Origin of the sequence: Promicromonospora sp. NPDC052451 (assembly GCF_044547525.1) — a bacterium.
Lineage (GTDB): Bacteria > Actinomycetota > Actinomycetes > Actinomycetales > Cellulomonadaceae > Promicromonospora.
This window is the reverse complement of sequence record NZ_JBIUAP010000008.1, coordinates 23,349-50,326: the sequence shown is the minus strand read 5'-3', so window position 1 is coordinate 50,326 and position 26,978 is coordinate 23,349. Positions and strand designations below refer to the sequence as shown.

The window sequence follows — 26,978 nt, the reverse complement described above, 5'->3', positions numbered from 1 at the left end:
CCGGATCGTCGGCCCACGGAAGACACCTCCCCGTACTCCGCGCGGAGTACGGGAGGGTGGTCCACGCCGAGGGTTGCGTCAGCGGAGCCCGGCCTCGTAGGCGGCGATGACGAGATGGACGCGGTCGCGGGCGCCCAGCTTCGCGAGGATGCGGGCCACGTGCGTCTTGGCGGTCAGGGGGCTGACGACCAGCTCGTCCGCGATCTCCTGGTTGCTCCGGCCGGCGGCGATCAGCCCGAGCACCTCCCGCTCGCGCGCTGTCAGCCGGGCGAGCCGCTCGGGTGCGGGCGCCTCCGGGCGGCTCAGCGCACGGGTGATGACCGCCCTGGTCGCGCCGGGCGACAGCAGCGACTCTCCCGCGGCGACGGTGCGGATGGCGCTCAGGAGGGCGTCGGGGCGGGTGTCCTTGGGCAGGAATCCGGATGCCCCCGCACGAAGGCCGCGCAGCACGTTCCTGTCCGTCTCGAACGTGGTCAGGATGAGGACCTTGCTGCCGGCCGATGCGTCGTCGGCGTAGATCTGCCGCGTCGCCTCGATGCCGTCGGTACCCGGCATCCTGATGTCCATCAGCACGACGTCGGGCCGCAGGTCCTTGGCCAGCGTCACCGCCTCCTCGCCGGTGCCTGCCTCCCCGACGACCTCCAGGTCGTCGGCCGAGCTCACCAGGAGCGCGAAGGCGCCACGCACCAGTGCCTGGTCCTCGGCGAGCAGGACCCGGATCACGTGGAGACCCTCCAGGTCTCCGGCAACGGCAGGCTGGCCCGTACCTCGAATCCTCCGGACTCGCCCGGGCCGGCGGACAGCTCGCCGCCGACGGCCTGTGCCCGCCCTGTCATCCCGGCGATACCGAAGCCGGCCGGTGTCACGATCGAGCCCGGTTGCGCGGGCCCGTGGTCGACGACCGTGATCCGCAGCCGGTGGCCGTCCTGGTCGAGCCGGACGGTCGCCTGCCCGGCCATGGAATGCCGAGCGACATTGGTGAGCGCCTCCTGGATGATCCGATAGGCCACCACCGACACCGTCGAAGGTAGATCGTCCGGCAGCCCGCCAGCCTCCAGGTCGACCCGGACACCGGTGGCCTCCGCCATGTCCACGAGTCGCCGCAGCTCGCCCAGGTGGGGCGCCGGCTCGGTCGTCTCGGTCCCGCCACCATGGAGTACGGCCAGCACGGCACGCAGCTCACGGAGCGTGGCCCCGCTCGTGTCCGAGAGGTCGTGCAGCGTGCCGGACAGCTCCCGCAGGGACGTATCGGCACGGTCCGGCAGCTGGTCGATCAGGTGCGCGGCGACGGACGCCTGGACGTTGGCGACGGCGAGACCGTGGGCCAGGACGTCATGCACCTCGGCCGCGATCAGGACCCGCTCCTCGGCGACCCGCCGTTCCACCTCGTTGGCACGCTCCTGCTCCAGCCGCGCGGCGACGGCGGCCTTCCAGCTCTCCCGGAAGCGGACCGCCAGCCCGGCGAAGAAGGCCATGAACAACCAGCCGACGCCGAGGAGAACATCGCCGAGCGCCCCGGACGTCTCGTCGGCGAGGACAGGCACGGTCACCGCGGCCACCCCCACCAGGGCGGCGACGGGCCGCCGCCGTGGGTCGCTGTAGCGGGCCGCCGCGAACGCCGCGACGAGGGAGGCCGGCAGCGTGGCCTCGTGGGGATAGTCGAGCAGGTGGTAGGGCATCGACACGGCGAGGACGGCCAGGACGACGAGGATCGGCCGGTGCCGACGGGCCAGCAACGGCACGGACGTCGCGCCCAGGAGCAGGATCGCCCACAGGTCGACACGGCGCTCGCCGTCGAAGTCGACCACCTGGAGCGTGAGCGCGGCACCGACGCCGAGCGCGAAAGACCCCGCCGCCAGCAGGCGATCGGCTACTCGCGGACGGAGCGCCGTCATCGTTCGCACAGGGACATCGACCCGGCCCTCCTCCTGGCCCTCTCGCGCGCGCCAGAGCTTGCCGGGCCGCGTGCCGACGAGCACCACGAGCGTCGCCGCCGGCACGACGCGGGCTCCTCGGTCGCGGGCGCCGCACTGCGCACCTGCCACGGACAGGCTGCGCTCTGCAGCGAGTGGGCCCGGAGGGATTCGAACCCCCGACATCCACGGTGTAAACGTGGCGCTCTAACCAGCTGAGCTACGAGCCCCGGCAGCGGTCCACAATACCTGGCCCACGCCGCACACAGGTCCTGATTTTCCGACCGGACGGCGTCAGACCTCGGCGACCGCCCGGCGGTAGTCCTCCAGGTCCCGCGCCTGCCCCCGCGGGTTGACCACGCTCCACCGGACGATCCCGTCCCCGTCGATCAGGAACGACCCGCGCAGCGCGATCCCGGACTCCTCGTCGAACACCCCGTAGTCGCGCGCCACCTGGCCGTGCGGCCAGAAGTCCGACAGCAGGTCGAACTGATATCCCTCGGCCGCCTGCCACGCCTTGAGCGTGAACACGGCGTCCGTGGAGACGACGAGCAGCCGCACGCCCGCCGTCTCGAAGTCCTCGATGTTGTCCCGCAGCTCGCACAGCTCCCCCGTGCACGTCCCGGAGAAGGCGAACGGCACGAAGACGACGAGCACCGGCGTCCCGCGCAGGTCCGACAGCGTGGTCGGGGTGCCGTGCGTGTCCGGGAGCGTGAAGTCGGGTGCGGGGTCCCCCGGTGCGAGGACGGTCACTTGCCGCGGCCGCGGTAGCCCAGACGCGTCGCCGACCAGTCCTCCGCGATCGCGAACGTGCTGGTGGTCTGCAGGCCGGCCGTGGTCGCGGCCTCCTGGATGTCACCGTGGCCCACCTCGCCGTCGCGACCGGGCTTGGGCGTGAGGATCCAGATCAGCCCGCCGTCGTCGAGGACCGTCAGGACGTCGACCAGGGCGTCGGTGAGGTCGCCGTCGCCCTCCCGCCACCAGAGGATGACGCCGTCGGTGACGTCGCCGTAGTCCTCGTCCTCCAGCTCGCCACCGATGATCTCCTCGATGTCGGCCCGCAGTGCTTCGTCGACGTCGTCGCCCCAGCCGAACTCCTGCACCACCTGGCCGGCCTCGAAACCGAGGCGCCCCGCGCCCTGGGTGTCCGTGCTCACTTGGTTGATCGTCCCTCTCTCTGTCCGGCCTGGAGCCGGGTCGTCCTGGTGCTCTCTGGCCCGTCGTCGGGCTCTCCGTCGCCAAAGGTAGTGCACGCACCCCGGCCATGCCTCGCAACCAGGTCGCGTGGTGTCCATTTGATGAATCGATGAGCCCTCGGCAACGAGGAGGTCATGCACTCAGTCTCATCATTGCGATACCGCGTATCAATACGGACGTGATCCAGCACCGACGTAACGCAGATCACGCACTCTTGACCGCCCTATGGTGTGAGCGCACGCTGGAAGGGGACAGAATGGCTCTGACCACCTGTGCGTGGGCGTGCACAGCCGCAACCCCAGCTGTGGTGACGCTGCCGCCGACGCGACGGGGCCTGACGAGGCGGCGGGGAGCGCGAACCGCGACCACGCCGCGCGACACCGAGAGAGGTAGCTGGTGGCTTCGTTTGACGAGACCGGACCGCTGATCAACGGTCTGCTCAGCGCCGTACCTGACATCGACCCGGCCGAGACCGAGGAGTGGGTCGAGTCCTTCGACGGGCTGATCGACGAGAAGGGCGGACCCCGCGCCCGGTACGTCATGCTCAACCTGCTGCGCCGTGCGCGCGAGCGGAACGTGAGCATCCCCGCGTCGATGGCGACCCCCTACGTGAACACCATCGGTGTGCACGAGGAGCCGTACTTCCCCGGCGACGAGGCCATGGAGCGCCGCTACCGCTCGTGGATCCGCTGGAACGCGGCGGTCATGGTGACCCGCGCCCAGCGCGAGGGCCTGAGCGTCGGCGGGCACATCTCCTCCTACGCGTCCGTCGCGACGCTGTACGAGGTGGGCCTGAACCACTTCTTCCGGGGCAAGGACCACCCGGGCGGCGGCGACCAGATCTACTTCCAGGGCCACGCCTCCCCCGGCGTCTACGCCCGCGGGTACCTCGAGGGCCGCCTGTCCGCGGACCAGCTCGACGGGTTCCGCCAGGAGCTGTCGCACCCGGGCGGCGGCCTGCCGTCCTACCCGCACCCGCGCCTCATGCAGGACTTCTGGGAGTTCCCGACGGTCAGCATGGGCCTGGGCCCGGCATCCGCGATCTACCAGGCCTGGACCAACCAGTACCTGCACAACCGCGGGATCAAGGACACCAGCCAGCAGGACGTCTGGGCGTTCCTCGGCGACGGCGAGATGGACGAGCCGGAGAGCCGCGGCATGCTGCAGCTCGCCGCGCAGCAGCAGCTCGACAACCTGACCTTCGTGGTCAACTGCAACCTGCAGCGCCTCGACGGCCCCGTGCGCGGAAACGGCAAGATCATCCAGGAGCTGGAGGCCCAGTTCAAGGGCGCCGGCTGGAACGTCATCAAGGTCGTCTGGGGCCGCGAGTGGGACGCCCTGCTCAACGCCGACAAGGACCGTGCGCTGGTCAACCTGATGAACGTCACCCCCGACGGTGACTACCAGACCTACCGCGCCGAGTCGGGCGCGTTCATCCGCGAGCACTTCTTCGGGCGCGACCCGCGCACCAAGGCCCTCGTCGAGAACATGACCGACGACGACATCTGGAACATGAAGCGCGGCGGCCACGACTACCGCAAGCTCTACGCGGCCTACTCCGCGGCGCGCGCGCACACCGGCCAGCCGACCGTCATCCTGGCGCACACCGTCAAGGGCTACGGCCTGGGTGCCGGCTTCGCGGGGCGCAACGCCACGCACCAGATGAAGAAGCTCAAGGGCGACGACCTCAAGACGCTGCGCGACTCGCTCCGGATCCCGATCTCGGACGCCGAGCTCGAGAAGGACCCGTACCTGCCGCCGTACTACCACCCGGGTGCCGACGCGCCGGAGATCCAGTACATGCTGGAGCGCCGCCGTCAGCTCGGCGGGTTCGTCCCGGAGCGCCGCACGACGGCGAAGACCACCCTGACGCTGCCCGAGGACAAGTCCTACGAGCTGCTGAAGAAGGGTTCCGGCACGCAGCAGGTCGCCTCGACCATGGCGTTCGTCCGCCTGCTCAAGGACCTCTTCAAGGCCAAGGACTTCGGCCACCGCATCGTGCCGATCATCCCGGACGAGGCGCGCACCTTCGGCCTCGACTCGATCTTCCCGAGCGCCAAGATCTTCAACACGCTCGGCCAGAACTACCTCGCCGTGGACCGCGAGCTCATGCTGAGCTACAAGGAGTCCGAGTCGGGGCAGATCATGCACACCGGCATCAACGAGGCCGGCTCCGCCGCCGCGTTCCAGGCGGTCGGCACGTCGTACGCGACGCACGGCGAGCCGATGATCCCGGTCTACATCTTCTACTCGATGTTCGGCTTCCAGCGCACGGGCGACCAGTTCTGGGCGGCCGGCGACCAGATGACGCGCGGCTTCATCATCGGTGCCACCGCGGGCCGCACCACGCTGACCGGCGAGGGCCTGCAGCACGCGGACGGCCATTCGCCGCTCATCGCCGGGACCAACACCGCCGTCGTGCAGTACGACCCGGCCTACGGCTACGAGATCCGGCACATCGTGCGCGACGGCATCGAGCGCATGTACGGCGACGGCTCCGACGGCCGGGACCAGGACGTCATGTACTACCTCACGGTGTACAACGAGCCGATGGTCCAGCCGGCCGAGCCGGAGGACGTCGACGTCGAGGGCATCAAGCGCGGCATCCACCGCATCTCGGTGTCCGACGCGGACGGCCCCAAGGCCCAGCTCCTCGCCTCCGGCGTGGGCGTGCCGTGGGCGCTGGAGGCGCAGCAGCTCCTCAAGGAGGACTGGGGCGTCTCGGCCGACGTGTGGTCGGTGACCAGCTGGAACGAGCTGCGCCGCGACGCGCTCGCCTCCGAGCACGACGCGCTCGTGGACCCGGCCGCGCCCGTGCGCACGCCGTACGTGACCGAGAAGCTGTCCGGCGCCCAGGGCCCGTTCGTCGCCACCAGCGACTACGACCACCTGGTGCCCGACCAGATCCGTGCGTGGGTGCCCGGCGACTACGCGGTGCTCGGTGCGGACGGCTTCGGCTTCTCCGACACCCGCGCCGCCGCGCGCCGGCACTTCCTCATCGACGGTCCGTCGATGGTGGTCAAGACGCTGCAGTCGCTCGCCCGCCGCGGCGAGGTGCCGAACGACGTCGTGGCCAAGGCCGTGGAGAAGTACCGCCTCCTGGACGTCAACGCCGGCACGTCGGGCGTGGCAGGCGGCGACAGCTGACCCCAGGTCACGCTCTACCCAGTCATCGGGCCCGGAACTCACGCGAGTTCCGGGCCCGATGACTGGGTAGAGCGTGACTTTGCGTCGCGCGGCGTCAGACGGCTTCCGCGATCGCCTTCGCCAGCTCCGCGCGGAGCGGCGCCGTCGCCTTCGCGTCCGGGTGGGTCTCCAGCGAGCGCAGGTGCTGCCTGGCCTCGTGCGGCCGGTCCGCCTCCAGCGCCGCCAGCACGAGATGCCGGCCGACCTCCGGCGGGTGCTCCCGCACCCGCCACTGCCCCACGCCCAGCCCCAGCGCCTCCACGGGCATGCCCGCGTCCCGCAGGATCGCGAGCCCCTCGACCAGCGCGTGGCCGTCCGGGTCCCGCTCGGCGGCGGTCGTGAACCGGCGGACGGCGCCCTCCGGGTCGTCGGCCAGCGACAGCCGACCCAGCTCGATCAGCGGGTACCACCCGCGGGGGTGGCCGGCCAGCTCCTCGGCCAGGGCCCACACCGCCAGGTCCGCCTCGCGCTGCTTCGACTCGGGGATCTCGTCGGAGTCCCGCAGCGGGTCCTCCAGCGTCGGGTCCTCGGCGGCCCGACGGCGGACGATCTCCGCCAGCGCGCGGAACGCCTCCTCGTTGTTGGGATCGTCGGTCAGCTGGGCGCGCAGGGCGTCCTCGTGCCCGTCGTCCCCCCGCCGGGGCGCCGACGGCGACAGGCGGCGCGTGCCGACCGTGGACGCGGACGGGGGCCGACGGATGAGGCGGCGGAGCCGTTGCATCAGGGCCATACCTCGACCCTACAGTTTTCCGCACCCGCACACTGGACCGACGCTGCCGGAGAAGTCCGTTTGTGGACTCCCCACAACCCGGGCTCGTATGCTGCCGGGGTGCCAGCAACACGACGGGCCGCGCGGAACGACGCCCCCCAGGACGACCAGGGGGCGGAGCCGTCCGTGGACCGGCCCACGGACGAGACGCAGGAGACCGGCACCGACCCTGCCGGATTCCCGATGAACCTCCAGCGGGTCCGCGAGGCCACCGGCCTGCTCACCGCCGCCGCCATGCGCCGGCTCGACGAGGACCTGAACTGGTACCGCGACCTGCCGGCGGAGGACCGCTCGTACGTCGGCCTCGTGGCCCAGGCCGGCATCAACGCGTTCACCTCGTGGTTCACCGACCCGGACCGGCCGCCCCACGGCGTCAGCGAGATCTTCGCCGCGGCGCCCACGGAGCTGACCCGGTCCATCTCGCTCCAGCACACCCTGCAGCTCGTCCGCGTCGTGGTCGACGTCGTCGAGACCCACTCCGACCGCATCGCCGCCCCCGGCGGCGAGCGCGACCTGCGCGAGGCCGTGCTGCGCTACTCCCGCGAGGTCGCGTTCTCCGCGGCCGAGGTCTACGCGCGCGCCGCCGAGTGGCGCGGAGCCTGGGACGCCCGGCTCGAGGCCCTCGTGGTCGACGCCCTGGTGCGCGGCGACGGCGACGACTCGCTGCGCTCGCGGATCTCCGCCCTCGGCTGGAGCGGCCGCGGTAACGCACTCGTGGTCGTGGGCCTGGCGACCGAGGAGCTGGACGAGATCCGCACCGCCGAGATCCGCCGGGTGGCCCGCCGCGCCGCCGGAGACGCCCTCGTGGGCATCCACGGCGACCGTCTCGTGCTCGTGCTCGGCGGCGAGGGCGACCTCGTCGCCGCCGCGACGTCGCTGCTGAGCCGGTTCGGCGCCGGCCCGGTGGTGATCGGCACCCAGGTGCCGAGCCTGACCGAGGCCCCGCGGTCGGCCCGGTCGGCCCTCGCGGGCCTGACGGCGGCCCCGGCCTGGCCGCAGGCGCCGCGCCCCGTGATGGCCGACGACCTGCTGCCGGAACGCGTGCTGACCGGCGACTACACGGCGCGCGCGACCCTGATCGCCCAGGCCTTCACCCCGCTGCAGGACGCCGGGGGTGCCGTGCTGGAGACGCTCTCCGCCTACCTCGGCACCGGCCGGTCCCTGGAGGCCGCCGCACGCCATCTGTACGTTCACCCCAACACCGTGCGCTACCGGCTGCGCAAGGTCTCCGAGATCACCGGGTGGGACCCGCTGGACGCCCGGGAGTCGTTCGTGCTGCAGGTGGCGCTGGCGCTCGGCCAGCTCGGCCGCGGCTGACCCGTTCGCCCTAACCCGTCGCCCCGGGCGGCGCCTTGTAGATTCCGCACAAGGCCCCCCGACCAGGTTGGTACGGGTCGCGACGTCAGATCCGCCGCCAGGGTTGGCAGAGTGGAAGCGTGCTCGCCGTCGTCTGCCCTGGACAGGGCTCTCAGACCCCCGGGATGCTCAGCGACTGGCTCGAGCTGCCCGGAACCGACCAACGCCTCGCGGCGGCGTCCGAGGCCGCGGGCCTGGACCTCGTGGCACACGGCACGACGTCGGACGCGGACACGATCCGCGACACCGCCGTGGCCCAGCCGCTGATCGTCGCGACCTCCCTGCTCGCGCTGCGCGCCGTCCTGGACGGGCGCGAGGCGCCGGAGGTCATCGACGTCACCGCCGGCCACTCCGTCGGCGAGCTGTCTGCGGCCGCCGTCGCCGGCGCGCTGTCCGACGACGGCGCCGCCGGCCTGGTCGCACGCCGCGCCCGGGCCATGGCCACCGCCGCGGCCGCAGCGCCGTCGGGCATGAGCGCCGTGGTGGGCGGTGACCCGGACGAGGTGCTGGCCGCCATCGAGGCCGCCGGGCTGTGGCCCGCGAACGTGAACGGTGCCGGCCAGACCGTCGCCGCCGGCGCGCTGGAGAATCTCGCCAAGCTCGCGGAGAACCCGCCCACCCGGGCCCGCGTGATCCCGCTGCAGGTGGCCGGCGCCTTCCACACGCCGTTCATGGACGCGGCCCGGGCCGAGTTCGAGCCCGTGGCCCTCGCCTGGGACGCCGCCGACCCGACGCTGCCGTTCCTGGCGGACCTCGACGGGACGGCCTACACGGGCGGCGCCCACGGGCACGGCACCGGCGCCGACGTGCTGCGCAACCTCGCGGGCCAGGTCACGGCCCCGGTGCGCTGGGACCTGATCATGACGAGCCTCGCCGAGCGCGGCGTCACCGGCCTGCTCGAGCTCGCCCCGGGCGGCGTCCTGACCGGTCTGGCCAAGCGCGGACTCAAGGGTGTCGAGACGGTGGCCGTGAAGTCGCCCGCCGACCTCGACGCGGCCCGCGAGCTGATCGCGGCCCACAGCACGAGCACATCCGGAGCAGACCAGTGACCATCCTGCAGCAGGCCCAGCCCACCCAGTTCTCGCGGATCCTGGCGATCGGCGCGGAGCGCGGTGAGCTCGTCGTCACGAACGACGACATCGCGGGCCCGATCGACTCCTCCGACGAGTGGATCCGCCAGCGCACCGGCATCATCACGCGGCGCCGGGCCGGCGCCGACCGGGACATGCTCGACCTGGCCGAGGCCGCGTCGCGCAAGGCGCTGGACGCCGCCGGCCTGACCGGCGCGGACATCGACGCGATCATCGTCTCGACGATCACCCACATGCACATGACGCCGTCGGCCGCCGCGGTCCTGGCCGACCGCATCGGTGCGACGCCCGCTGCCGCCTACGACGTCTCGGCCGCCTGCGCGGGCTACGCGTACGGCATCGGGCAGGCGGACGCCCTGGTGCGCGCGGGCCTGGCGCGCAACGTGCTGGTGATCGGCGCCGAGAAGCTCAGCGAGATCATCGACCCGACCGACCGCTCCATCTCGTTCCTGCTGGGCGACGGCGCGGGCGCCGCGATCGTCGGCCCCTCGGACACGCCGGGCATCGGCCCGACGGTGTGGGGCTCGGACGGTTCCAAGGCGACCGCCATCCGGCAGACGCACTCCTGGACCGAGCTGCGCGAGGACCCCTCGCTCGGCTGGCCCACGCTGCGCCAGGACGGCCAGACGGTCTTCAAGTGGGCGAGCTTCCAGATGGCCCCCGTCGCCGAGAAGGCGATGGCCGAGGCCGGCGTCACCGCGCAGGACATCCAGGTCTTCATCCCGCACCAGGCCAACATGCGCATCATCGACCAGATGAAGAAGCAGCTCGGTCTGCCGGATACGGTGGTGGTCGCGCGGGACATCGCCGAGACCGGCAACACGTCCGCCGCGTCGATCCCCCTGGCCGCCGAGCGGCTCCTGGCCGAGGGGCAGGCGAGGTCCGGCGACCTCGCCCTCCAGATCGGGTTCGGCGCGGGCCTCGTCTACGCCGCGCAGGTCGTGGTGCTGCCGTAACCGGTGCCGGCAGGGCCGCAGGACGGCCTGTTGTGCATTCCGGTCACAGGATGCGCCAAGATCTGACCAGCAAGACTCCGGTGCCCGACGGCGCCGGTGACCGTTACGAAAGATAAGGAAGTCCCATGGCCAACACGGACCAGGAGATCCTCACGGGCCTCGCCGAGATCGTCGCCGAGGAGACGGGCCTCGACACGGCCGACGTCCTGCTCGAGAAGTCCTTCACCGACGACCTCGACATCGACTCCCTGTCGATGATGACGATCGTCACGCACGCCGAGGACAAGTTCGGGGTTCGCATCCCGGACGAGGAGGTCAAGAACCTCGCCACCGTCGGCGACGCCGTGAGCTTCATCAAGAGCGCCCAGGCCTGATCCGCCCCCGGCGGCGGCCGCGGGCCGGTCCCGCGCCGCCGCCGGGCACTCCAGTCATTCGTTCCACCACCCCCGGGAGCATCATCATGACCTCCGCACGCGACGTCGTCGTCACCGGCCTCGGCGCCACCACCCCGCTCGGCGGAGACGTGGCATCCACGTGGGAGGCCGCCCTCGCCGGTGTCTCGGGGGCGCGCACCCTCGAGAACGACTGGGCCGAGAAGTACGGGATCCCCGTGAACTTCGCCGCCACCATCAAGGTGGACCCGGCGGAGGTCCTGTCCCGCCCCGAGACCAAGCGCATGGACCCGTCCGCGCAGTACGCGATCGTCGCGACCCGCGAGGCCTGGGCCGACGCGGGCAGCCCCGAGGTCCCGGGCGAGCGGCTCGGCGCCGTGGTCTCCTCCGGCATCGGCGGCATCCAGACCATCCTGGACGGCTGGGACACGCTGCGTGAGCGCGGCGCCCGGCGCATGCTGCCGATGACCGTCCCCATGCTCATGCCGAACTCGCCGTCCGCCTACGTGTCGCTGGAGCTCGGCGCGCGCGCCGGCACCCACGCGCTGGTCTCCGCCTGCGCGTCCGGCGCCGAGGCCGTGGGCTACGCCGTCGAGATGATCCGGTCCGGCCGCGCCGACGTCGTGGTCGCGGGCGGCACCGAGGCGTCGATCCACCCGATGCCGCTCGCCGCGTTCGCGGCGTCGCGCACGCTGTCGCTGCGCAACGACGACCCGCAGCACGCCTCGCGGCCGTACGACGTCGACCGCGACGGCTTCGTGCTGGGCGAGGGCGCGGCGGTCCTGGTGCTGGAGAGCGCCGAGCACGCCGCCGCCCGCGGCGCCCGGGTCTACGCGAAGATCGGCGGCGTCGGCCTGTCGTCCGACGCGTACCACATCACCTCCCCCGACCCCGAGGGCACCGGCCAGGTCGCGGCCATGCGCTTCGCGATCCAGGACGCCGGGGTCACCGCGGCCGACGTGGTGCACGTCAACGCGCACGCCACCTCCACCAAGGTGGGCGACCTCACGGAGACCGCCTCGATCCGCAAGCTCTTCGGGTCGGACGCCGACCACGTGCAGCTCTCGGCCACCAAGTCGATGACCGGCCACCTGCTGGGCGGTGCCGGGGCCATCGAGTCGGTGTTCGCGGTCAAGGCCGTGGCCGAACGGCTCGCCCCGCCCACCATCAACGTGGAGAACCCGGACCCCGAGCTCCAGGTGCCCCTGGTGCGCGACGAGCCGTCGAAGCTGCCGGGCGGCGACGTCGCCGCGATCAACAACTCGTTCGGCTTCGGCGGGCACAACGTGGCGCTGCTGATCCAGAACGCCTGAGCCACAGGCCTCGTCGGACGCTCAGGTCACCCGCGTGGCCTGAGCGTCTGGCATGTCCGGGGTGTGCCGACGGCGCCCCCGGGTCGTGACATGGGAGAATGTACGCATGGCAATGCGTGAGATCCGAGTGGTTCCCGACCCCGTGCTGCGCACCCCGTGCGACACCGTGGCGACGATCGACGACCGCGTGCGCGGTCTCGTCGCCGACCTGGTCGAGACGGTCGACGACGAAGGTCGCGCCGGGCTGGCCGCCAACCAGATCGGGGTCTCGCTGCGGGCCTTCTCGTGGAACATCGACGGCGAGATCGGGTACGTGATCAACCCGCGCATCGTCGAGCTGGGCGAGGAGCTGCAGGACGGCGGCGAGGGCTGCCTGTCCGTGCCCGGGCTCTGGTACCCGACGGTGCGCGCCAACTACGCGCGGGTCGAGGGCATCGACCTGGACGGCAAGCCCGTCACCGTGGAGGGCACCGGCATCATGGCCCGCTGCCTGCAGCACGAGTGCGACCACCTCGACGGCATGGTCTACCTGGACCGCCTCCAGAAGGAGACGCGCCGGGCCGCGATGCGGGAGCTGCGGGCCCGCCTCTGAGGGAGCAGCACCTCCTTTCGTACATATCGCCCATGTGGGATGAATCATCAGGAGATTCGTTCCAGCACTAGTGGCGGTACGTCCCTTTAGGCAAGAATGTGCCGCACGAACTCGTCGTACGAAGTGATTCTTTCGGCGACATGTGCGCCGGTTCGCCTCGCATGTCGCCGCAGGATCGGGCAGGATGTGGTCCGGAGCACCGCTGTGCAGCCGGCCACAGCGTCACCGCCCTGGTGAGGACGTAGGGGAAGACGTACCTCGACCCAGGGAGGAAGACATGGCCGGTGTCATCACGCGGGGTGTACTTTTCGTGCATTCCGCGCCACGTGCCCTGTGTCCCCACATCGAGTGGGCCGCGGGGAACGTTCTTGGCGTGCGCGTTTCCATGGACTGGACCGCGCAGCCCGCTGGGCGCGGTCTGTACCGCGCCGAGTACTCGTGGCAGGGATCGCAGGGAACGGGCGCCAAGCTGGCGTCCGCCCTGCGCGGCTGGTCGCACCTGCGGTACGAGGTCACCGAGGACCCGAGCAACGGGGCCGACGGCGCCCGCTGGTCGCACACCCCGGACCTCGGCATCTTCCACGCCATGACGGATGTCCACGGCAACGTGGTGGTGCCGGAGGACCGGGTCCGTGCCGCCCTGGAGCTCGCCGACCCGCGCGCCATGCGCGAGGCCCTCGACCTGGCGCTGGGCGCCGCGTGGGACGACGAGCTGGAGCCGTTCCGCTACGCGGGCCTGGGCGCCCCGGTCCGCTGGCTCCACCAGGTGGGCTGACCCACCCGGTCCCCTGGCCGTCGGCCGCGCCCGGAGCTCACCCCGGCTCCGGGCGCGGCCGCGCACCCGGCCCGGCGCGCCGGAGCGCCGCGACATCGAGGAAGACGCAGTCGGCGGCCAGCATGAAGAGCGAGAAGAACGGCAGCCCCATGACGACGCCGATGCCCGCGTGCAGCAGCAACGCGCCGGTGACGGCGGCCATCCGCAGGCGCGGATGGAGCAGCAGGAGCGGGAAGGCGAGCTGCAGCGCGACGGTTCCCCACGTCACCGCTGCGACGAGCCAGCCGCTGCCCGCGATCAGGTCGGCCAGCGGCGGCCAGGGCCGGAACTGCGGCAGCATCAGCGGGTAGTACACGGCCGAGCCGTCACGCCACTGCTCCCCCTCCAGCTTGAACAGCCCCGACAGCACGTACACCAGGCAGGCCTGCGCGCCCACCGCGACCACGGCGGCGTTGTGCAGGAGGGTGCGCACCGGGGCACCGCCCGCCGGCGGTCTCGCCGCCCTCCGTCGGCGCCGGGCGTCGAGCGACCACCGCGCCGAGGTGTCCGCGAAGCAGAGGTACACCAGCAGGATCCGGGCGAGATTCAGCCCTTGGTCCGCGACGAGCGGGTTCACGGCGGTCAGGCCGGACCAGCCGATCAGGAGCAGCGGCACGGTCCAGCGGGCGTGCCAGCCCAGGGCCACCAGCGCGGACGCCAGGATCACGGCCACGCAGACCGCCGTGAGCACGGGGCCGGTGGCGAGCACCTGCCCGCCGAGCGGCGTCGTCCAGCGGGCCCCGGCGCCCCACAGGGCGTGGCGCGCCGGGACGTTCACCGCGACGTAGGCACCGACGGCGAGGCCCAGCACGATGCGGGTCAGCGCGATGCCGTGGGTGGCACGGGCGGACCGGGTGCTCCAGCGGACGACGGCGTCCAGGAGCCGGGTCACCGCCCCGCCTCGTGACCCAGCTCCTGGAGCCGCGCCCACACGGCGCCGAACGCGGCGTCGTCCTGCCCAGGCAGCCGCAGGAGCGGGCGGGCACCGAAGGTGAGCGTCGTGGGGCGGGGCCGCTCGGCAGAGGCGTACGGCGGGACCGGGCGGCGCACGACCTCCGCCTGGACGGACACCGGCCGGCGGTGCGTCCGGTCAGAGCCCGACGCCCGTACCACCTGCGTCGCGTAGGCGGCCAGGGCCCGGTCCGCCGCGAGGTACCGGTCGACGACGCCGGCTGCCGCGCCGGTGCCGAGCAGCGCCGCGCGCAGCTCCGCCCAGGCGACCGGGTGGCCGGAAACGTCCGGCGCGGCCGCCGTCGACCGGAGAACAACGCCACGGCCTGCCTCGGGCAGTGCGAGGTACGCCTCGCGCGCCTCGGCGGCGACACGGCGGGCGGGCCGCTCGGTCGCGGCCGGGAGCGCGTGACCGGTCAGCGCGCGGAGCTCGACCGCCGACGCGTCGATCCAGGGGCCGGGCACCGGGGCGCCGCCACCGCCCCGGTACACGCCCCGTACCCGCAGCGTGTAGTCCACGTGCAGCGGTTCAGGTGCGAAGAGCGACCACCCCTGGTCGAAGACCGGCGTCATCCAGGTCTCCAGCGCACCGTACCCAGCCGTACCGGACGGCTCCGCGGAGAGCGGACCCTCCTGGGGCCGTCCGGTCACCCAGCCGGGCGCCGTCCACAGCAGCGTGGCGGCGAGATGGGCGATCAGCAGCGCCCAGACGGCGAGCACGAGGCCCCGCAGCCGTCGCGAGACCGCGGGAGCCGTGTCGCCGGTCCCGTCTCGCGCGTCGCTCACCGCGCACAGGGTGCCAGAGGTCGGGCCGCCTGATCCAGCCGCGCGGTCAGCCCGTCGTCCGGCCCCGGCGCACCGCCTCGAGGATGACGCGCACCCCGAGCCCGAGGATCACGAGGTCGAGCAGCACCTGGCCGGACACGAGCAGGCGGACCCCCTCCGCCCGCGGCACGACGTCGCCGAACCCGACCGTGGCGAACGTGACGACGGTGAAGTAGAGCGCGTCGGACCGGCTGAGGGTCTCGCTGAAGGCCCCGGGCACCTGGATGCCGAGCATGTAGTAGGTGGAGGCGAACAGGAGCAGGAAGAACGGGACCAGCCAGGCCAGCGCCTGGATCGCGCGAACGGCGGGCGCCCGCGACCGGACGATCGCCCGCACCTCCCGGTACACCGCCACGGCGAACACGACCAGGCCGAGGCCGAGCCCGACGGCCGACCCGAGGACCGAGTCCCGGTCGAGGGGCAGCACGTAGTAGAGCACCACCAGGACCGCCGAGGTGGCGGCGGCCCGCAGGAGGCCGAGCGCGACCCCGGCCGGACGCGGCCCGGTACCGCCGTCGTGCCGCGGCGCAGCTACCGTCACGCGGACCACCTCCCCGAGCGGACCTCTCCACTCTGGCCCGGGCGGCACCCGGCGGCCACCCCACGCACGGCCGGCCACCGTGATCCTCGTCGGGACCACGGTGGCCGGCCGCGCGCTCAGCCCTTGACGCAGAGCACCGTCCGCAGCCGGGCCACGACCTCGACGAGGTCGGACTGCGCGGCGATCACCGCGTCGAGGTCCTTGTACGCGCCCGGGATCTCGTCGAGCACGCCGGAGTCCTTGCGGCACTCGACGCCCGCGGTCTGCGCCGCGAGGTCCTCGACCGTGAACTCCTTCTTGGCCCGGGTGCGCGACATCCGCCGGCCCGCGCCGTGCGACGCCGACCAGTACGACTCCGGGTTGCCCAGGCCGCGCACCACGTACGAGCCGGTGCCCATCGAGCCCGGGATCAGGCCCAGGTCGCCCCGGCCGGCCCGGATCGCGCCCTTGCGGGTGACGATCAGCTCCGCGCCGTCGACCTGCTCGCGCGCCACGTAGTTGTGGTGCACGTTCACGCCCTCGTCGAAGGTGATGTCCCGGCCGGTGAACTCGTCCCGGACCGCCTGGACGGCGAGCGCCATCATGACCGCGCGCGAGCGCGCCGCGTACTCCTGGGCCCACCACAGGTCGTTGAGGTAGGCGTCCATCTGGGGCGTGCCGGCGAGGAACACGGCCAGCTCCCGGTCGACGAGCCCCTTGTTGTGCTCCAGGTCCTTGGCGACGCGGACGTGGTGCTCGGCGAGCTCCTTGCCGATGTTCCGGGAGCCGGAGTGGAGCTGGAGCCAGACCTGGTCGTCCTGGTCCAGGCAGACCTCGACGAAGTGGTTGCCGCCGCCGAGCGAGCCGAGCTGCTTGCGCGCCCGGGTCTCGAGCTGCCGCACCTTCGGGTGGAGCGTCTCGAACCGGTCCCAGAACCCCTGCTCGCCGCGCAGCCGCTCCTGGCCGCCGGAGCCCTTGACGGGCCGCAGCCGGCGCAGGTCCACCTGCTCGTCGTGCGCGTGGAACCCCACCGGGATCGCGGCCTCGATCCGCGTCCGCAGACGGGAGAGGTCGTCCGGCAGGTCGCTCGCGGTGAGCGAGGTGCGCACGCCGATCATGCCGCAGCCGATGTCGACGCCGACGGCGTTGGGCGACACGGCGTCACGCATGGCGATGACCGAGCCGACGGTCGCGCCCTTGCCGAGGTGGACGTCGGGCATCACGCGGACGCCCTCGACCCACGGCAGGGCGGAGATGTTGCGCAGCTGGTTCAGGGCCGCGTGGTCGACGTCGTGCTCGTGCGCCCACATGAGGGTCCGGGCCCGGGCACCCGAGAGGGCGACCGGGAAGTTCGAGGACATGGGAGTGCTCCTGTTCTCCGTGCGGATGGTGTGGTGCGCCTCCGGTGGAGGGCTCGCAGAACCTACGGGCCGACGGCGAACGCGCGCCAGGGCATTTCGGCGTCGTGCGGCGGGCGGGGCCAGGTGTGCCGCAGCGGGATCGGCGGGCCCAGGCAGTAAGATCCTCCCGCGGCGTGCTGCCGTGGGCCCCGTTAGCTCAGCTGGTCAGAGCAGGAGACTCATAATCTCTCGGTCGCGGGTTCAAGTCCTGCACGGGGCACGGCCGAGGCCCGGGATCCGCCGGATCCCGGGCCTCGTCGCGTATCGGGTCAGAGGTCGACCACGTCACCCCCGATGGTCACCACGAGGCTCCCGTCGGACGCGAAGGACCAGTCCAGCGCCCCCGAGTACTGCGCGCACCGCGACCCGTTCGAGCCGGACCACCACTGGTTGCCACCGGCGTCGGTGCCGATGATGCGGTCGTTCGACCCGCTGTCGCAGGACGTGTTGTCGCGGAACGTCGACGAGCCGCCGTCGAAGTTGAAGTTCCGCTCGGCGCTGCCGATGCTGAGGTTGTCCGACACCGTGAGCGACCCCAGGTTCCGGTTGTAGCCGAACCCGTGCTTGCCGTTGTCGTAGGCGATGTTGCGCCGCACGACGTGGTTGACGGCGATGTCCTCGCCGCCGAGCTTGTAGCCGTTGCGGTCGCCGTTGCCGGCCTGCGAGCCGTCGGACAGGGTGCCGTTCTCGTAGGAGAGCGAGTCCTCGATGGTGACGGCGCCGATGGGGCCGGTGTCGTCCTTGGTGTACAGGTCCCAGCCGTCGTCGATGTTGTTGTGGGACACGGTGTACCGGAACACGTTGCCGGTACCGACGGTGAGCTTGGGTGCGAAGCCGTCGGCGTCCTCCCCGTCGGAGTCGGCGTTGTCGTGCGACTCCGTGGAGACCACGAGGTTGTTCGAGGGCCACTCGCTGCTCGGCGCCCCGGCGGTGTACCGGGAGACCTGCAGGCCGGAGTCGTGGTTGAACCGGGTCACGACCCGTTCGATGACGTTGTTGTCGCCGCCCAGCAGGATGCCGTTGTCGCCGGCGTGCTCGACGACGAGCCCGCGCAGGTGCCACCAGTCGCCGCCGATCGCGATGCCGCGGTTGGCCGGGTCCTCGCTCTGGGCCGAGAAGTTGAGCACCGGGGTCTCGCCCGGGTAGGCGAACAGCTTGGTGCGGTTGCCGGAGGTGCCGCTGTTGCCCGGCGCGATGTCGAGCGTCTGCGACAGGTTGTAGGTACCGCCGCGCACGGAGATGGTGCCGCCGGGCTCGATCCGGTCGATCGCCGAGGCCAGCGTGGTCGGGTCGGACTCGGTCCCCGAGGCGCCGTCGGTACCGCCCGGCGCCACGAAGAGCGCGTCGGCGCTCGGCTGCTCGCCGGGCTCCTCGCCCGGGTCCTCACCGCCGGGTTCCTCCCCACCGGGCGCGGCGCCCGCGTACGTCTCGAGCTCCGCGACCCGCGGCGTGCCCGACGACGACGTGATCTCGAAGTTGACCTTGCTCAGCGAGGTGGCCGCGAAGCTGATGACACCGGCCCCGCTCCCCGTGGCCAGCACGGTGCCGTTGTCGTTGTTCACCAGCCGCCACGACCCGATGTTCCCGGCGGCCCCGGCCGCCTCGACCACGTTGACCGACGAGATCGTCGTGGCACTGCCCCACTTGACCGAGATCCGGCCCGTCGCGCTCGCCGGGGACCGGTAGGTGCCGGCGTCGCCGTCGAGCACGTTGCCGTAGCTCGTGCCGCTCGCCTTGCTGGAACCGTCGGCGCCGGCGCCGAGGCTCAGGTTGGCCCCGGTGGGCGGGTCAGTCGGATCCGTCGGGTCCGTGGGGTCGGTCGGGTCCGTGGGGTCGGTCGGGTCCGTCGGCGCGCAGCTCCCGTCCGAGACCCGCAGCCCCGTGTCCGCGCCCGCTGTCTCGGCCACGACGCCCGGCACGCAGCTCGCGGCGTCCAGCGGGTACGAGTACGGGATGCTCACCGAGGTGTTCGACGTCGGGTTGGGTCCTGCGGGGTTGTTGTCCTCCCCCGGGCTCGACCACGTCACGTTGTCGAACACGTTCCCGGCGACCTGCCAGTACCCGGCTTGGTCGGTGTAGAACGTACCGAGCACGTCCTTGGAGTCCTCGAAGTAGTTGCTGTCCACCTTCGCGCGGGCGCCGGCCCGCGAGTTGATCCCCGACTCGACCAGCCCCACGTAGTGGTTGTTGTACATGTGCGCCACACCGCCGCGCAGCAGGGGCGTGCGCGAGTTGAGGTTCTGGTACAGGTTGTGGTGGAAGGTGACGAAGCCGTTCGAGAGGTCGCTCTCGCTGGACCCGATCAGCCCGCCGCGCTCCGAGTTGCGCAGGATGCTGTACGACAGCGTCACGTACTTCGTGTCGTTCTTCATGTCGAACAGGCCGTCGTAGCCTTCCGACTCGCCGCCCGAGGCCAGCAGGGTCAGGTGGTCGGCCCACACGTTGCGGACGCCGCTCTCCATGCCGATCGCGTCGCCGCCGTTCGACGTCGGCGAGCCCGACTTCTTGACGTTCTGCACGGTCACGTTCTGGATGATGATGTTGCTGGCCTCGCGGATGTGGATGCCGATCTGGTCGAACACCGCACCGCTGCCGACGCCGACGATCGTCACGTTGCTGATCTGCTTGAGCTCGATGACGTCGTCGGCGGTGCTGCAGCTGTCCCCGGAGACCTGGCTGGTGTTGCCGTGGTTGATGGTGCCCTCGACCTCGATGACGATCGGGGTGTCACTGCTGGTGCGGCCGCACAGCGCCGCGTGGATCGCGGTGCCGGTCGTGGCCCGGACGGTCTGACCGCCGGCGCCGCCGGTGGTGCCGCCGTTCTGGGTGGCGAAACCCGTGGCCGGACCGGTGGCGGCCGCCGCCTCCGGCAGGGCCTGGGCCATCAGCCCCGCGGTGACCGCCAGGGTCACCGCCGCTGCCGCCGAGAGCATCTGAGCTGGTCGTGGTCGTCTCATCGTCTGTGCCTCACGTTCGTCGTTGAATGCGGGACATTGCGTGGTTCGTACGCGCGGGGAACCGGTTTCCCGGATCCTAGTAACCGGTTTCTCGGATAGCAACCCTTTCGGGCGACCGGGGTGAAATCGCCTCAGGCGTCCTCGCGGGCGAGCACCGACTCCCAGTGCCACGGCTCGGGCACGCGGCCGTCGGGCTCGGCGAAGGCCGGGTGCATCCAGCCGAACGCCCGGGCGTTCTCCTTGAGCCACGTGTACTGCTCGGTGTCGAACGTCTCCACGCCCCCGCCGATGTCGACGGCGAGACCGAGACCGTGGTTCGAGCAGCCGGGCGCCGCGGCGATCGGCGACGAGGGGTCGTACAGCGACGCCTGCGCCTCGTACGACCGGTAGGACGAGTTGATGGTCAGGTGCTCACCGAACGCCTCGCGGTACGCGGCGTCCAGCTCGATCAGGCCGTCCAGCACGTCGGCCCGGACCATGTGGTCAGACGCCCACGGGATCGGGGCCAGGTCCTCGGCCGGCACCCTGCCGCTGTCCGGGTGCCAGACCTGGTCCACCTCGGGGCAGGTGATCGCGTCCTGCGCCTCGGCCAGCGTGTCCGTCGCCAGGGTGACCACCGACCGGTTGGCGCTCAGGTCGTACGCGGCCTTCTCCAGCTCGGCGAGGTCCGTGCCGGCCAGGCTGCGGTCCGCGGCCTCGTCGGCGCTCGCCGTCGTGTCCAGGGCGCCCCGCAGCTGCGCGCGGACGCCGGCGTCGACGCCCAGGCCCTCGCTCGCGTCGTAGTACTTCTGCGCCCGGGCCTCGGCCGTCTCCAGACCCGCCCGGGCCTGGACCACCTGGGCGCGCGCGAGCTCGACCATCGAGGCACGCACCCCGTCCGACGCCGCCGCCAGGGCGTCACGCCGGCCCGACGTCCCCCTGACGAGGCGGGTGAGGAACGGCTCGTCCAGCAGGGCCTCGGTCGCCTCGATCTGCACCGAGAGCGCGTCCCGCGGGGACTGCTCCGCCACCTTGCCGTCGGACTCCGTCAGCAACGCCTTCGCGGCGGCGTTCTGGTCGGCGAGGTCCTCCGTGGTCGACGTCGCGTACCAGGCGAGCCCGCCCCCGCCCAGGGTGACGGCCACCACGACCGTGACCGCGACCGTCGTCCGCGTGGCGCGACGGCGGCGGGCCTTCGCCTCGCGCCGCTCACGCGCCGTGCCGCCGGTCCGCTGGCCGGAGGGGTCCGCGATCGGCGCGATGTCTGTCGAGGTCACGTGGCCAGAACCTACGGCACCGCACGGCCAGGCGCCGACCTGTCAGCGGGTGAACTGTGGTGACTCGCGCGACACCGGTCGGGCTGCGTGCCGGGTGCCGGCGACTACCGTGGGGCCATGGGTTTCTTCTCACCGCGGCCGACGACGGCGGTCCGGCGCGCCGCGCGCTCGCACCGCACCGACACGGTGCTGGCCCAGGCGCCCCTGGTCACCTCCTCGGGCGAGGCGTGGGCGTTCGCCACGCGCGCCGAGCTGCTGATGATCTCCGCGCCCGGGACGCCCGCGGGCCAGGGCGAGGCGGAGTCCCGCGGCGCGCCGGCCGTCGTGGTGCACCGCGAGTGGGCCGACGTCGACCGTGCCACCTACGACACGGAGTCCAACGTCATCCGGGTGCACTGGGTCGACGGCGACGAGCCGACGCCGCTGACGCTCGACGGCCGCCGCTCCGTGCTGCCCCAGGTGCTGCGCGAGCGGGTGCAGTGGTCGGTGGTGCTCGCCGAACCGGTCCGGCTGCCCGGCGGGGGCTCTGCCCGCGTCGCCGTCCGGCGCCGGGTGGACGGCGAGCTGTTCTCGCAGGTGATCGGTGGCGGCGACGTCGACCTGACGGACCCCGAGGTGGCGGGCGCGATCGACGCGGCCGAGGCGCGGGTGCGCAACGCGGCGGGCCTGCCGGCCTGAGCCGCCCGGCTCAGGCCGGCACCACCCGCAGCGTCGCACCGGTCAGCTCCGGGCCGGCGACCGTGTCGACCATCCGCTTGCCGTACCTGCCGTACTTGGCACGGTAGACGTCGTCCAGGGACGGGTGGACGTCGTCGGCCGGGACCTCGACGCGGACGTCGCGCTCCACGTCACCCACCCGGACGCGTCCCGTACCCGACGCCCTGGCCCGCCGGAACCAGCCGTTCCCGGGGCCGTACGCGGAGCGCACGTACACGGCGTCGCCGAGCCGCACGGCCCAGATCGTGACGTACGGGCGCAGGGTGCCGTCCTGCCGGTAGGACGAGACGTGCAGCTCGTCGCTGACCTCGGCCTGCTCCAGCTCGTGCTCGGTCCAGCTGCTCATGGTGCTCCCTCCGGGCGCCCGGCGCCCTTGATCGCTCCCACGGTGCAACGCCACGCGGGCGCCTGCCAGTCCCTGCCGTGACGTGTACCGGCAGGACACCTCTGGTGCGCTCCCGCGGCGCTAGCGTGGGGTGGGACGCCCCCGCGACGAAGGAGATTCACGATGCACACCCGCACGCTCGGTCAGGGCCTCGAGGTCTCCGCCGTGGGGCTCGGCGCCATGGGCATGTCGCAGGGCTACGGCCCCAACCCCGGCACGCGCGAGGAGATGATCGGCGTGCTGCGCGGCGCCGTCGAACGGGGTGTCACGCTCGTGGACACCGCGGAGGTCTACGGGCCGTACGTCAACGAGGAGCTGGTGGGCGAGGCCCTGGAGCCGGTGCGCGACCAGGTGGTGATCGCCACGAAGTTCGGCTGGCGCATCGAGGGCGGCACCTCGGTGGGCCTGGACAGCCGGCCCGAGCACATCCGGGAGGTCGCGGACGCCGCCCTGCGCCGCCTGCGCACCGACGTGATCGACCTGTTCTACCAGCACCGCGTGGACCCGGACGTGCCGGTCGAGGACGTGGCCGGCACGGTCAAGGAGCTGGTCGAAGCCGGGAAGGTGCGCCACTTCGGGCTGTCGGAAGCGGGCCCGGACACCATCCGGCGGGCCCACGCCGTGCACCCGGTCACGGCCGTGCAGAGCGAGTACTCGCTGTGGACCCGCGACCCGGAGCCGGAGGTGCTGCCGACGCTCGCGGAGCTCGGCATCGGCTTCGTCCCGTTCAGCCCGCTCGGCCGGGGGTTCCTGACCGGGGCGGTGGACGCGTCGACGTCGTTCACCGCCGACGACATGCGCGCCTCGATCCCGCGCTTCACGGCGTCGAACCGCACGGCCAACCAGGCGCTGGTGGACCACGTGCGTGCCCTCGCCGAGGCCCAGGGCGCGACGCCGGGCCAGGTGGCGCTCGCCTGGCTGCTGGCCCAGCAGCCGTGGATCGTGCCGATCCCGGGCACGCGCCGGCTGGAGCGCGTGGAGGAGAACGTGGGCGCGACCCGGGTGGCTCTGTCGGCGGACGACGTGGCCGACCTGAACGGCTTGGCCGCGCGGGTCGGGGTGCGGGGCGACCGCTACAACGCGGCGGGTCTGGGATTGGTGGGGCGGTAGCACCCGCGGGCGGCCGGGTGTGATCGATGCCCCTGTCCGGTGGATCGCAAATGCGTCAGGACAACCCGCCGGAACCTGTTAGAGTTTTCACCGGTCGCCCACCCGGTGCACGGGACGGGCGAACGCGATCCCGCGTAGCTCAGCTGGCAGAGCATCCGACTGTTAATCGGACGGTCGTTGGTTCAAGTCCAACCGCGGGAGCCACCAGGCCCGGAACCTCAACGGTTCCGGGCCTTGCTGTTTCCAGGTCACGGCGTCACCCGCACTGCGGACAGCGCCCCCAGCAGCGGCGCCAGATCCTGACCGGCGGGCAGCTCGCTGACCTGCCCGTCCCCGACCTCGATCACACGCCACGCGCCGTCCGTGCGGGGCGCGACGTCGGTTGTCACGAACGGTGCCCCGAGCGCCTGCACGCTCGCGCCGACGGCGTCGTACACCTCGCCCGGCACCGGTTCGGCATCGGCCGAGACCGCGTCGGGGTGCGCCGTGGTCAGGACCGCCGCACCCTCGACCCACCAGACACGCACCTCCCGGCTGCGACCACCGGCGTCGGCCTCGAACTGCTCGAAGGCCCGCACGACGATCCCTCCGGCGAGCGCGTCCTCCTGCAGCTCCACCATCCGCGCGACCACCCGGGTGGCACCCGCCACGTCCGTGAGCTCCGGTATGTAGCACGCCTCGTACCACTCGTGCTTGCGGGACTTCATGTAGTCCTTCACCACGCCGGGTCCCCCGCCGAGTGCCTCGACCAGCGGTCCGACGTCGGCCGCCGTCGGCAGGCGACCCGGCCCCCAGGGCGACCAGACGGTCGCCGGGGTGAGGCTCGTGAACCTGTCGTACCAGCCGGGCAGCTCGTGCGCGGTCCGGTACGCGTCCGGGTTGGTGAGCAGCCGGACTCCCTTGGCCTCCAGCGCGGTGGCGAGCAGCGCGTACGCCGCCGCGGGAAGCATCCAGCCGCGGTACCACGCGGGCCGTGGGGCATCGGACCTCAGGACCCGGCGCACCGCGGCCGGGACGTCCCCCGCGAGGATCGCGTCGTGGTCGATCACCGCGACATCCAGGCCCGCGCCGTCTGCGGCGTCGGCCTCGCGCCTGAAGTGCGGGTCAGGGAGGCGCGGGGTGAGCGGGTCGGACGGGACCAGGAGAAGCGGCAGGGCCATGCCCGGACCGTACCGGCCCATCGGCCGGGAAGAAATGGTTGGGGGTGCGGGCGCCAGCCGGAGAGGATGCAGGCATGCCGAGCGCCGTGCAGCTGATCCGCGCCCCTGACCTCTCCGACGTCGCCGAGTACGCGTACGCCGCGACCGCGCCGAAGGACGCCCGCCTCGTCTTCCTGGCAGGAGCGTGCCCGCTGGACGAGGACGGGGCGAGTGCGCGACGCGTTCGGGGAGCACGACGTGCCCAGCACGCTGCTGGGCGTGACGGTGCTCGGGTACGAGGACCAGCTCGTCGAGCTCGAGGCGGTCGCGGCCGTCGTCGACTGACGGTCCGGTTACCACCGCCGCCGCACCGTCCCCTTCGGCCCGGTGACCAGGCTCGCCTCCGGCACGTCGTCCGCCACGACCGCCCCGGCCGCGACGACGGCGTCGCGCCCGATGCTCACGCCCGGCAGGATCGTGGCGCCTGCGCCGATCCACACGTTCTCGGCGACGTCGATGGGTGCGCCGGTCAGCCAGGCACGCCGCTCGTCCGGGTCCACAGGATGGCCCATCGTGATGAACGTGGCCTTCGGGCCGACCATCACTCCCCTGCCCAGCCGGATGCCCGCGTAGTCCAGGAACGTGCAGCCCTGGTTGACGAACACGCGCTCGGCCAGGTCCAGCCGCAGGCCGTGGTCGGTGAAGAAGGGCGGGTAGATGGTCACCCCGGCGGGGAGCGGGCGGCCCAGGATCTGCTCGAACAGTGCCGCCTTGCCGTCCTCGTCCTCGAACGGGAGCACGTTGAGCCGTGACGTCAGGGCCGTGACCTCCATGACCCGCTGGTGCATCGCGCGGAACTCGGGTCCGAGCACCCGTTCGCCCCTGGCCAGGAGCTCCTCGTCGTGGATGCGCATGAATCGGTCGCTGGTCACGCCGCGATTGTCGCGCAGCGGTGGACGGCGTCGCACCCGCGAATCACCTCGCTGCCGCCGGCCGGGCTCGGTAACGTCCCGGGCATCCCGTCGGCCGCGCGCCGGCTCGTCCAACCCGAGAGCAGGAACCGATCATGGCCAGCCGTATCAGCGAGCTCATCCTCAAGTGCCGTGACCCCGAGCTTCTCGCGCGGTTCTGGTGCGAGGTGCTGGACTTCGTCGAGCTCGACCGGGAGGGCGACGACATCGAGATCGGGCCGCGCGAGGGGTTCGGCGGCGCGCAGCCGACGATCATCCTGGCCCGCGACGACCAGCCGCGCAACGGGCTGCTGCGCCTGCACATCGACATCAACGCCGTGGACCGCGACCAGGACGCCGAGCTGGAGCGGCTGCTGGCCCTCGGGGCGCGCCCGGCCGACGTGGGGCAGACCGGCGAGGAGTCCTGGCACGTGCTGGCCGACCCGGAGGGCAACGAGTTCTGCCTGCTCCGCCGCCGCCTGGACCCGCTCTGACCCCGAGCACCACCGGCGAACGCAGAGTTGGTCGCACTCTGACACTTCATAGAGCGACCAGGTCTGCGTTCGACCGCCGCCCGGTGCGGGCGGCCGGCGCGCAGGCCCTCGTCCGCGTGGGCTGACGGCTGGTCAGAGCGGCGGTTCGCCCAGGTCGGCGAGCTCGTGCAGGAACCGGGCCACCACCTCCCTCTCCGCGGGCGCAAGGCGCGCGGCCACCTCGAACCGCCGCGCCTGACCACGGCCGACGACCTCCAGCGCGGCCCGGCGGGTCTCCTCGGTGACCTCGATGGCGAGGCTGCGCCGGTCCGTGTGGTGCGGGAGCCGCCTCACGTGTCCCCCGGCGGCCAGCCGGTCCAGCATCTTCGTGGTCGACGCGGACGAGATGCCCAGGTGCGCGGCGATGGTGCCCGGTGTCGCGACCTCGCCGCGGTGGGTGAGCGCGATGACGTACCGCAGCGCGCGCATGTCGGTGGAACTGAGCCGCATGTGACGGCGGGCGGCCTCGCCGAGCCGGCGTTCGGTCTCCCGCCAGCGCCGGAGCCCGTCCATGACCCGGACGACCTGGTCGATGTCGTGGTCGTCGAGGCCGTCACGCCGGACGATCTCCTGGTGCGGGTCGAGGAACCGGGGGTCGAGCATCGACGGGTCGGGCGCGTCCTGGGGACCGGGCTCAGGATTCATGACACAATATC

General features: G+C 72.4%; 26 protein-coding genes, 3 tRNA genes and 1 pseudogene. 14 read left to right on the top strand and 16 right to left on the bottom strand.

Annotated elements, in window-relative coordinates; all coding sequences use genetic code 11:
- Positions 1 to 78: 78 nt before the first annotated feature.
- From ACIG47_RS15540 to ACIG47_RS15520, 5 genes are all read right to left on the bottom strand, one after another.
- Positions 79 to 723 carry a response regulator gene (locus ACIG47_RS15540; RefSeq protein WP_397431848.1) on the bottom strand — a complete coding sequence of 215 codons (645 nt, stop codon included), beginning with the start codon at positions 721 to 723 and terminating at the stop codon, positions 79 to 81.
- Positions 720 to 2,000, bottom strand: a complete 1,281-nt coding sequence (locus ACIG47_RS15535) for a sensor histidine kinase (protein ID WP_397431847.1) — start codon at positions 1,998 to 2,000, stop codon at positions 720 to 722. The genes ACIG47_RS15540 and ACIG47_RS15535 overlap by 4 nt, the downstream gene beginning before the upstream one ends.
- Positions 2,001 to 2,069: 69 nt before the next feature.
- A tRNA-Val gene (locus ACIG47_RS15530) sits at positions 2,070 to 2,143 on the bottom strand.
- Between the two features lie 64 nt (positions 2,144 to 2,207).
- On the bottom strand, positions 2,208 to 2,666 hold the full coding sequence (locus ACIG47_RS15525) for a peroxiredoxin (RefSeq protein WP_397431846.1): 459 nt from the start codon (positions 2,664 to 2,666) through the stop codon (positions 2,208 to 2,210).
- Complete coding sequence (locus ACIG47_RS15520; RefSeq protein WP_397410817.1) at positions 2,663 to 3,070, bottom strand: DUF3052 domain-containing protein; 408 nt, start codon at positions 3,068 to 3,070, stop codon at positions 2,663 to 2,665. Before ACIG47_RS15520 ends, ACIG47_RS15525 begins: the two co-directional genes overlap by 4 nt.
- Positions 3,071 to 3,506: 436 nt before the next feature.
- Between ACIG47_RS15520 and aceE the strand changes: the two genes are divergently transcribed.
- Positions 3,507 to 6,257: a pyruvate dehydrogenase (acetyl-transferring), homodimeric type gene (gene aceE, locus ACIG47_RS15515; protein WP_397431845.1), complete on the top strand. Its 2,751-nt coding sequence runs from the start codon at positions 3,507 to 3,509 to the stop codon at positions 6,255 to 6,257.
- A gap of 94 nt (positions 6,258 to 6,351) precedes the next feature.
- On the opposite strand, the gene ACIG47_RS15510 is transcribed toward aceE, so the two are convergent.
- Positions 6,352 to 7,026, bottom strand: a complete 675-nt coding sequence (locus tag ACIG47_RS15510; RefSeq protein WP_397410821.1) for a hypothetical protein — start codon at positions 7,024 to 7,026, stop codon at positions 6,352 to 6,354.
- Between the two features lie 99 nt (positions 7,027 to 7,125).
- On the opposite strand from ACIG47_RS15510, the gene ACIG47_RS15505 reads away from it, so the two are divergent.
- The 7 genes from ACIG47_RS15505 (at position 7,126) to ACIG47_RS15475 (ending at position 13,540) form a co-directional block, all read left to right on the top strand.
- Positions 7,126 to 8,382 carry a PucR family transcriptional regulator gene (locus ACIG47_RS15505; protein ID WP_397410823.1) on the top strand — a complete coding sequence of 419 codons (1,257 nt, stop codon included), beginning with the start codon at positions 7,126 to 7,128 and terminating at the stop codon, positions 8,380 to 8,382.
- 119 nt (positions 8,383 to 8,501) lie between these two features.
- Entirely contained in the window at positions 8,502 to 9,470 is a 969-nt protein-coding gene (locus tag ACIG47_RS15500; RefSeq protein ID WP_397431843.1) for an ACP S-malonyltransferase, read from the top strand.
- Positions 9,467 to 10,468 (top strand): beta-ketoacyl-ACP synthase III, encoded by a 1,002-nt coding sequence (locus ACIG47_RS15495; protein ID WP_397410826.1) that lies wholly within the window; start codon positions 9,467 to 9,469, stop codon positions 10,466 to 10,468. The genes ACIG47_RS15500 and ACIG47_RS15495 overlap by 4 nt, the downstream gene beginning before the upstream one ends.
- A gap of 125 nt (positions 10,469 to 10,593) precedes the next feature.
- Positions 10,594 to 10,842, top strand: a complete 249-nt coding sequence (locus tag ACIG47_RS15490) for an acyl carrier protein (RefSeq protein ID WP_119143615.1) — start codon at positions 10,594 to 10,596, stop codon at positions 10,840 to 10,842.
- Positions 10,843 to 10,928: 86 nt separating this feature from the next.
- A complete protein-coding gene (fabF, locus tag ACIG47_RS15485; RefSeq protein WP_397431842.1) occupies positions 10,929 to 12,173 on the top strand; it encodes a beta-ketoacyl-ACP synthase II in 1,245 nt (414 codons plus the stop codon).
- 106 nt (positions 12,174 to 12,279) lie between these two features.
- Positions 12,280 to 12,765 (top strand): peptide deformylase, encoded by a 486-nt coding sequence (def, locus tag ACIG47_RS15480; protein WP_397410830.1) that lies wholly within the window; start codon positions 12,280 to 12,282, stop codon positions 12,763 to 12,765.
- Between the two features lie 277 nt (positions 12,766 to 13,042).
- Complete coding sequence (locus tag ACIG47_RS15475; RefSeq protein ID WP_397410832.1) at positions 13,043 to 13,540, top strand: DUF3145 domain-containing protein; 498 nt, start codon at positions 13,043 to 13,045, stop codon at positions 13,538 to 13,540.
- 37 nt (positions 13,541 to 13,577) lie between these two features.
- Here ACIG47_RS15475 and ACIG47_RS15470 read toward each other — a convergent pair whose 3' ends face one another.
- From ACIG47_RS15470 to ACIG47_RS15455, 4 genes are all read right to left on the bottom strand, one after another.
- On the bottom strand, positions 13,578 to 14,471 hold the full coding sequence (locus tag ACIG47_RS15470; RefSeq protein ID WP_397431841.1) for an HTTM domain-containing protein: 894 nt from the start codon (positions 14,469 to 14,471) through the stop codon (positions 13,578 to 13,580).
- The gene (locus ACIG47_RS15465) at positions 14,468 to 15,316 is read right to left on the bottom strand and encodes a DUF5819 family protein (protein WP_397431840.1); all 849 of its coding nucleotides are present in this window, start codon (positions 15,314 to 15,316) and stop codon (positions 14,468 to 14,470) included. The genes ACIG47_RS15470 and ACIG47_RS15465 overlap by 4 nt, the downstream gene beginning before the upstream one ends.
- Before the next feature lie 46 nt (positions 15,317 to 15,362).
- Positions 15,363 to 15,896 carry a potassium channel family protein gene (locus ACIG47_RS15460; protein ID WP_397431838.1) on the bottom strand — a complete coding sequence of 178 codons (534 nt, stop codon included), beginning with the start codon at positions 15,894 to 15,896 and terminating at the stop codon, positions 15,363 to 15,365.
- Positions 15,897 to 16,012: 116 nt separating this feature from the next.
- Positions 16,013 to 17,236, bottom strand: a complete 1,224-nt coding sequence (locus ACIG47_RS15455) for an RtcB family protein (protein WP_397431837.1) — start codon at positions 17,234 to 17,236, stop codon at positions 16,013 to 16,015.
- A gap of 185 nt (positions 17,237 to 17,421) precedes the next feature.
- On the opposite strand from ACIG47_RS15455, the gene ACIG47_RS15450 reads away from it, so the two are divergent.
- A tRNA-Ile gene (locus tag ACIG47_RS15450) sits at positions 17,422 to 17,495 on the top strand.
- Positions 17,496 to 17,544: 49 nt separating this feature from the next.
- Here the strand turns inward: ACIG47_RS15450 and ACIG47_RS15445 are convergent.
- Both ACIG47_RS15445 and ACIG47_RS15440 read right to left on the bottom strand, forming a co-directional pair.
- A complete protein-coding gene (locus ACIG47_RS15445) occupies positions 17,545 to 20,232 on the bottom strand; it encodes a polysaccharide lyase family 1 protein (protein WP_397431836.1) in 2,688 nt (895 codons plus the stop codon).
- Positions 20,233 to 20,363: 131 nt separating this feature from the next.
- Positions 20,364 to 21,488: a M15 family metallopeptidase gene (locus ACIG47_RS15440; RefSeq protein WP_397431835.1), complete on the bottom strand. Its 1,125-nt coding sequence runs from the start codon at positions 21,486 to 21,488 to the stop codon at positions 20,364 to 20,366.
- Positions 21,489 to 21,605: 117 nt separating this feature from the next.
- Between ACIG47_RS15440 and ACIG47_RS15435 the strand changes: the two genes are divergently transcribed.
- Positions 21,606 to 22,166 carry a hypothetical protein gene (locus ACIG47_RS15435; protein WP_397431834.1) on the top strand — a complete coding sequence of 187 codons (561 nt, stop codon included), beginning with the start codon at positions 21,606 to 21,608 and terminating at the stop codon, positions 22,164 to 22,166.
- 10 nt (positions 22,167 to 22,176) lie between these two features.
- On the opposite strand, the gene ACIG47_RS15430 is transcribed toward ACIG47_RS15435, so the two are convergent.
- The gene (locus tag ACIG47_RS15430) at positions 22,177 to 22,551 is read right to left on the bottom strand and encodes a DUF2255 family protein (protein WP_397431832.1); all 375 of its coding nucleotides are present in this window, start codon (positions 22,549 to 22,551) and stop codon (positions 22,177 to 22,179) included.
- 162 nt (positions 22,552 to 22,713) lie between these two features.
- On the opposite strand from ACIG47_RS15430, the gene ACIG47_RS15425 reads away from it, so the two are divergent.
- Positions 22,714 to 23,700, top strand: a complete 987-nt coding sequence (locus ACIG47_RS15425) for an aldo/keto reductase (protein ID WP_397431831.1) — start codon at positions 22,714 to 22,716, stop codon at positions 23,698 to 23,700.
- A 128-nt stretch (positions 23,701 to 23,828) separates the two neighbouring features.
- Positions 23,829 to 23,904: transfer RNA gene (locus tag ACIG47_RS15420), tRNA-Asn, on the top strand.
- A gap of 44 nt (positions 23,905 to 23,948) precedes the next feature.
- Here ACIG47_RS15420 and ACIG47_RS15415 read toward each other — a convergent pair.
- Positions 23,949 to 24,860 carry an ATP-grasp domain-containing protein gene (locus ACIG47_RS15415; RefSeq protein WP_397431830.1) on the bottom strand — a complete coding sequence of 304 codons (912 nt, stop codon included), beginning with the start codon at positions 24,858 to 24,860 and terminating at the stop codon, positions 23,949 to 23,951.
- Positions 24,861 to 24,934: 74 nt separating this feature from the next.
- Here ACIG47_RS15415 and ACIG47_RS15410 point away from each other — a divergent pair.
- Positions 24,935 to 25,184 (top strand): annotated as a pseudogene (locus ACIG47_RS15410) (hypothetical protein).
- 8 nt (positions 25,185 to 25,192) lie between these two features.
- Here ACIG47_RS15410 and ACIG47_RS15405 read toward each other — a convergent pair.
- Positions 25,193 to 25,771, bottom strand: coding sequence for a DapH/DapD/GlmU-related protein (locus ACIG47_RS15405; protein WP_397431828.1), 579 nt, complete (start codon positions 25,769 to 25,771; stop codon positions 25,193 to 25,195).
- Positions 25,772 to 25,905: 134 nt separating this feature from the next.
- Here ACIG47_RS15405 and ACIG47_RS15400 point away from each other — a divergent pair, with 134 nt between their 5' ends.
- Positions 25,906 to 26,283 (top strand): VOC family protein, encoded by a 378-nt coding sequence (locus ACIG47_RS15400; protein WP_397431827.1) that lies wholly within the window; start codon positions 25,906 to 25,908, stop codon positions 26,281 to 26,283.
- Between the two features lie 132 nt (positions 26,284 to 26,415).
- Here ACIG47_RS15400 and ACIG47_RS15395 read toward each other — a convergent pair whose 3' ends face one another.
- Positions 26,416 to 26,967, bottom strand: coding sequence for a MarR family winged helix-turn-helix transcriptional regulator (locus ACIG47_RS15395; protein ID WP_397431826.1), 552 nt, complete (start codon positions 26,965 to 26,967; stop codon positions 26,416 to 26,418).
- Positions 26,968 to 26,978: the final 11 nt, after the last annotated feature.

What these genes read in the sequence shown, in the direction of transcription:
- ACIG47_RS15510 (WP_397410821.1), bottom strand. Translation starts at nt 7,026, where the DNA reads ATGGCCCTGATGCAACGGCTCCGCCGCCTCATCCGTCGGCCCCCGTCC.
- ACIG47_RS15490 (WP_119143615.1), top strand. Translation starts at nt 10,594, where the DNA reads ATGGCCAACACGGACCAGGAGATCCTCACGGGCCTCGCCGAGATCGTC.
- fabF (WP_397431842.1), top strand. Translation starts at nt 10,929, where the DNA reads ATGACCTCCGCACGCGACGTCGTCGTCACCGGCCTCGGCGCCACCACC.
- def (WP_397410830.1), top strand. Translation starts at nt 12,280, where the DNA reads ATGGCAATGCGTGAGATCCGAGTGGTTCCCGACCCCGTGCTGCGCACC.
- ACIG47_RS15475 (WP_397410832.1), top strand. Translation starts at nt 13,043, where the DNA reads ATGGCCGGTGTCATCACGCGGGGTGTACTTTTCGTGCATTCCGCGCCA.
- ACIG47_RS15455 (WP_397431837.1), bottom strand. Translation starts at nt 17,236, where the DNA reads ATGTCCTCGAACTTCCCGGTCGCCCTCTCGGGTGCCCGGGCCCGGACC.
- ACIG47_RS15445 (WP_397431836.1), bottom strand. Translation starts at nt 20,232, where the DNA reads ATGAGACGACCACGACCAGCTCAGATGCTCTCGGCGGCAGCGGCGGTG.
- ACIG47_RS15435 (WP_397431834.1), top strand. Translation starts at nt 21,606, where the DNA reads ATGGGTTTCTTCTCACCGCGGCCGACGACGGCGGTCCGGCGCGCCGCG.
- ACIG47_RS15430 (WP_397431832.1), bottom strand. Translation starts at nt 22,551, where the DNA reads ATGAGCAGCTGGACCGAGCACGAGCTGGAGCAGGCCGAGGTCAGCGAC.
- ACIG47_RS15425 (WP_397431831.1), top strand. Translation starts at nt 22,714, where the DNA reads ATGCACACCCGCACGCTCGGTCAGGGCCTCGAGGTCTCCGCCGTGGGG.
- ACIG47_RS15415 (WP_397431830.1), bottom strand. Translation starts at nt 24,860, where the DNA reads ATGGCCCTGCCGCTTCTCCTGGTCCCGTCCGACCCGCTCACCCCGCGC.
- ACIG47_RS15400 (WP_397431827.1), top strand. Translation starts at nt 25,906, where the DNA reads ATGGCCAGCCGTATCAGCGAGCTCATCCTCAAGTGCCGTGACCCCGAG.
- ACIG47_RS15395 (WP_397431826.1), bottom strand. Translation starts at nt 26,967, where the DNA reads ATGAATCCTGAGCCCGGTCCCCAGGACGCGCCCGACCCGTCGATGCTC.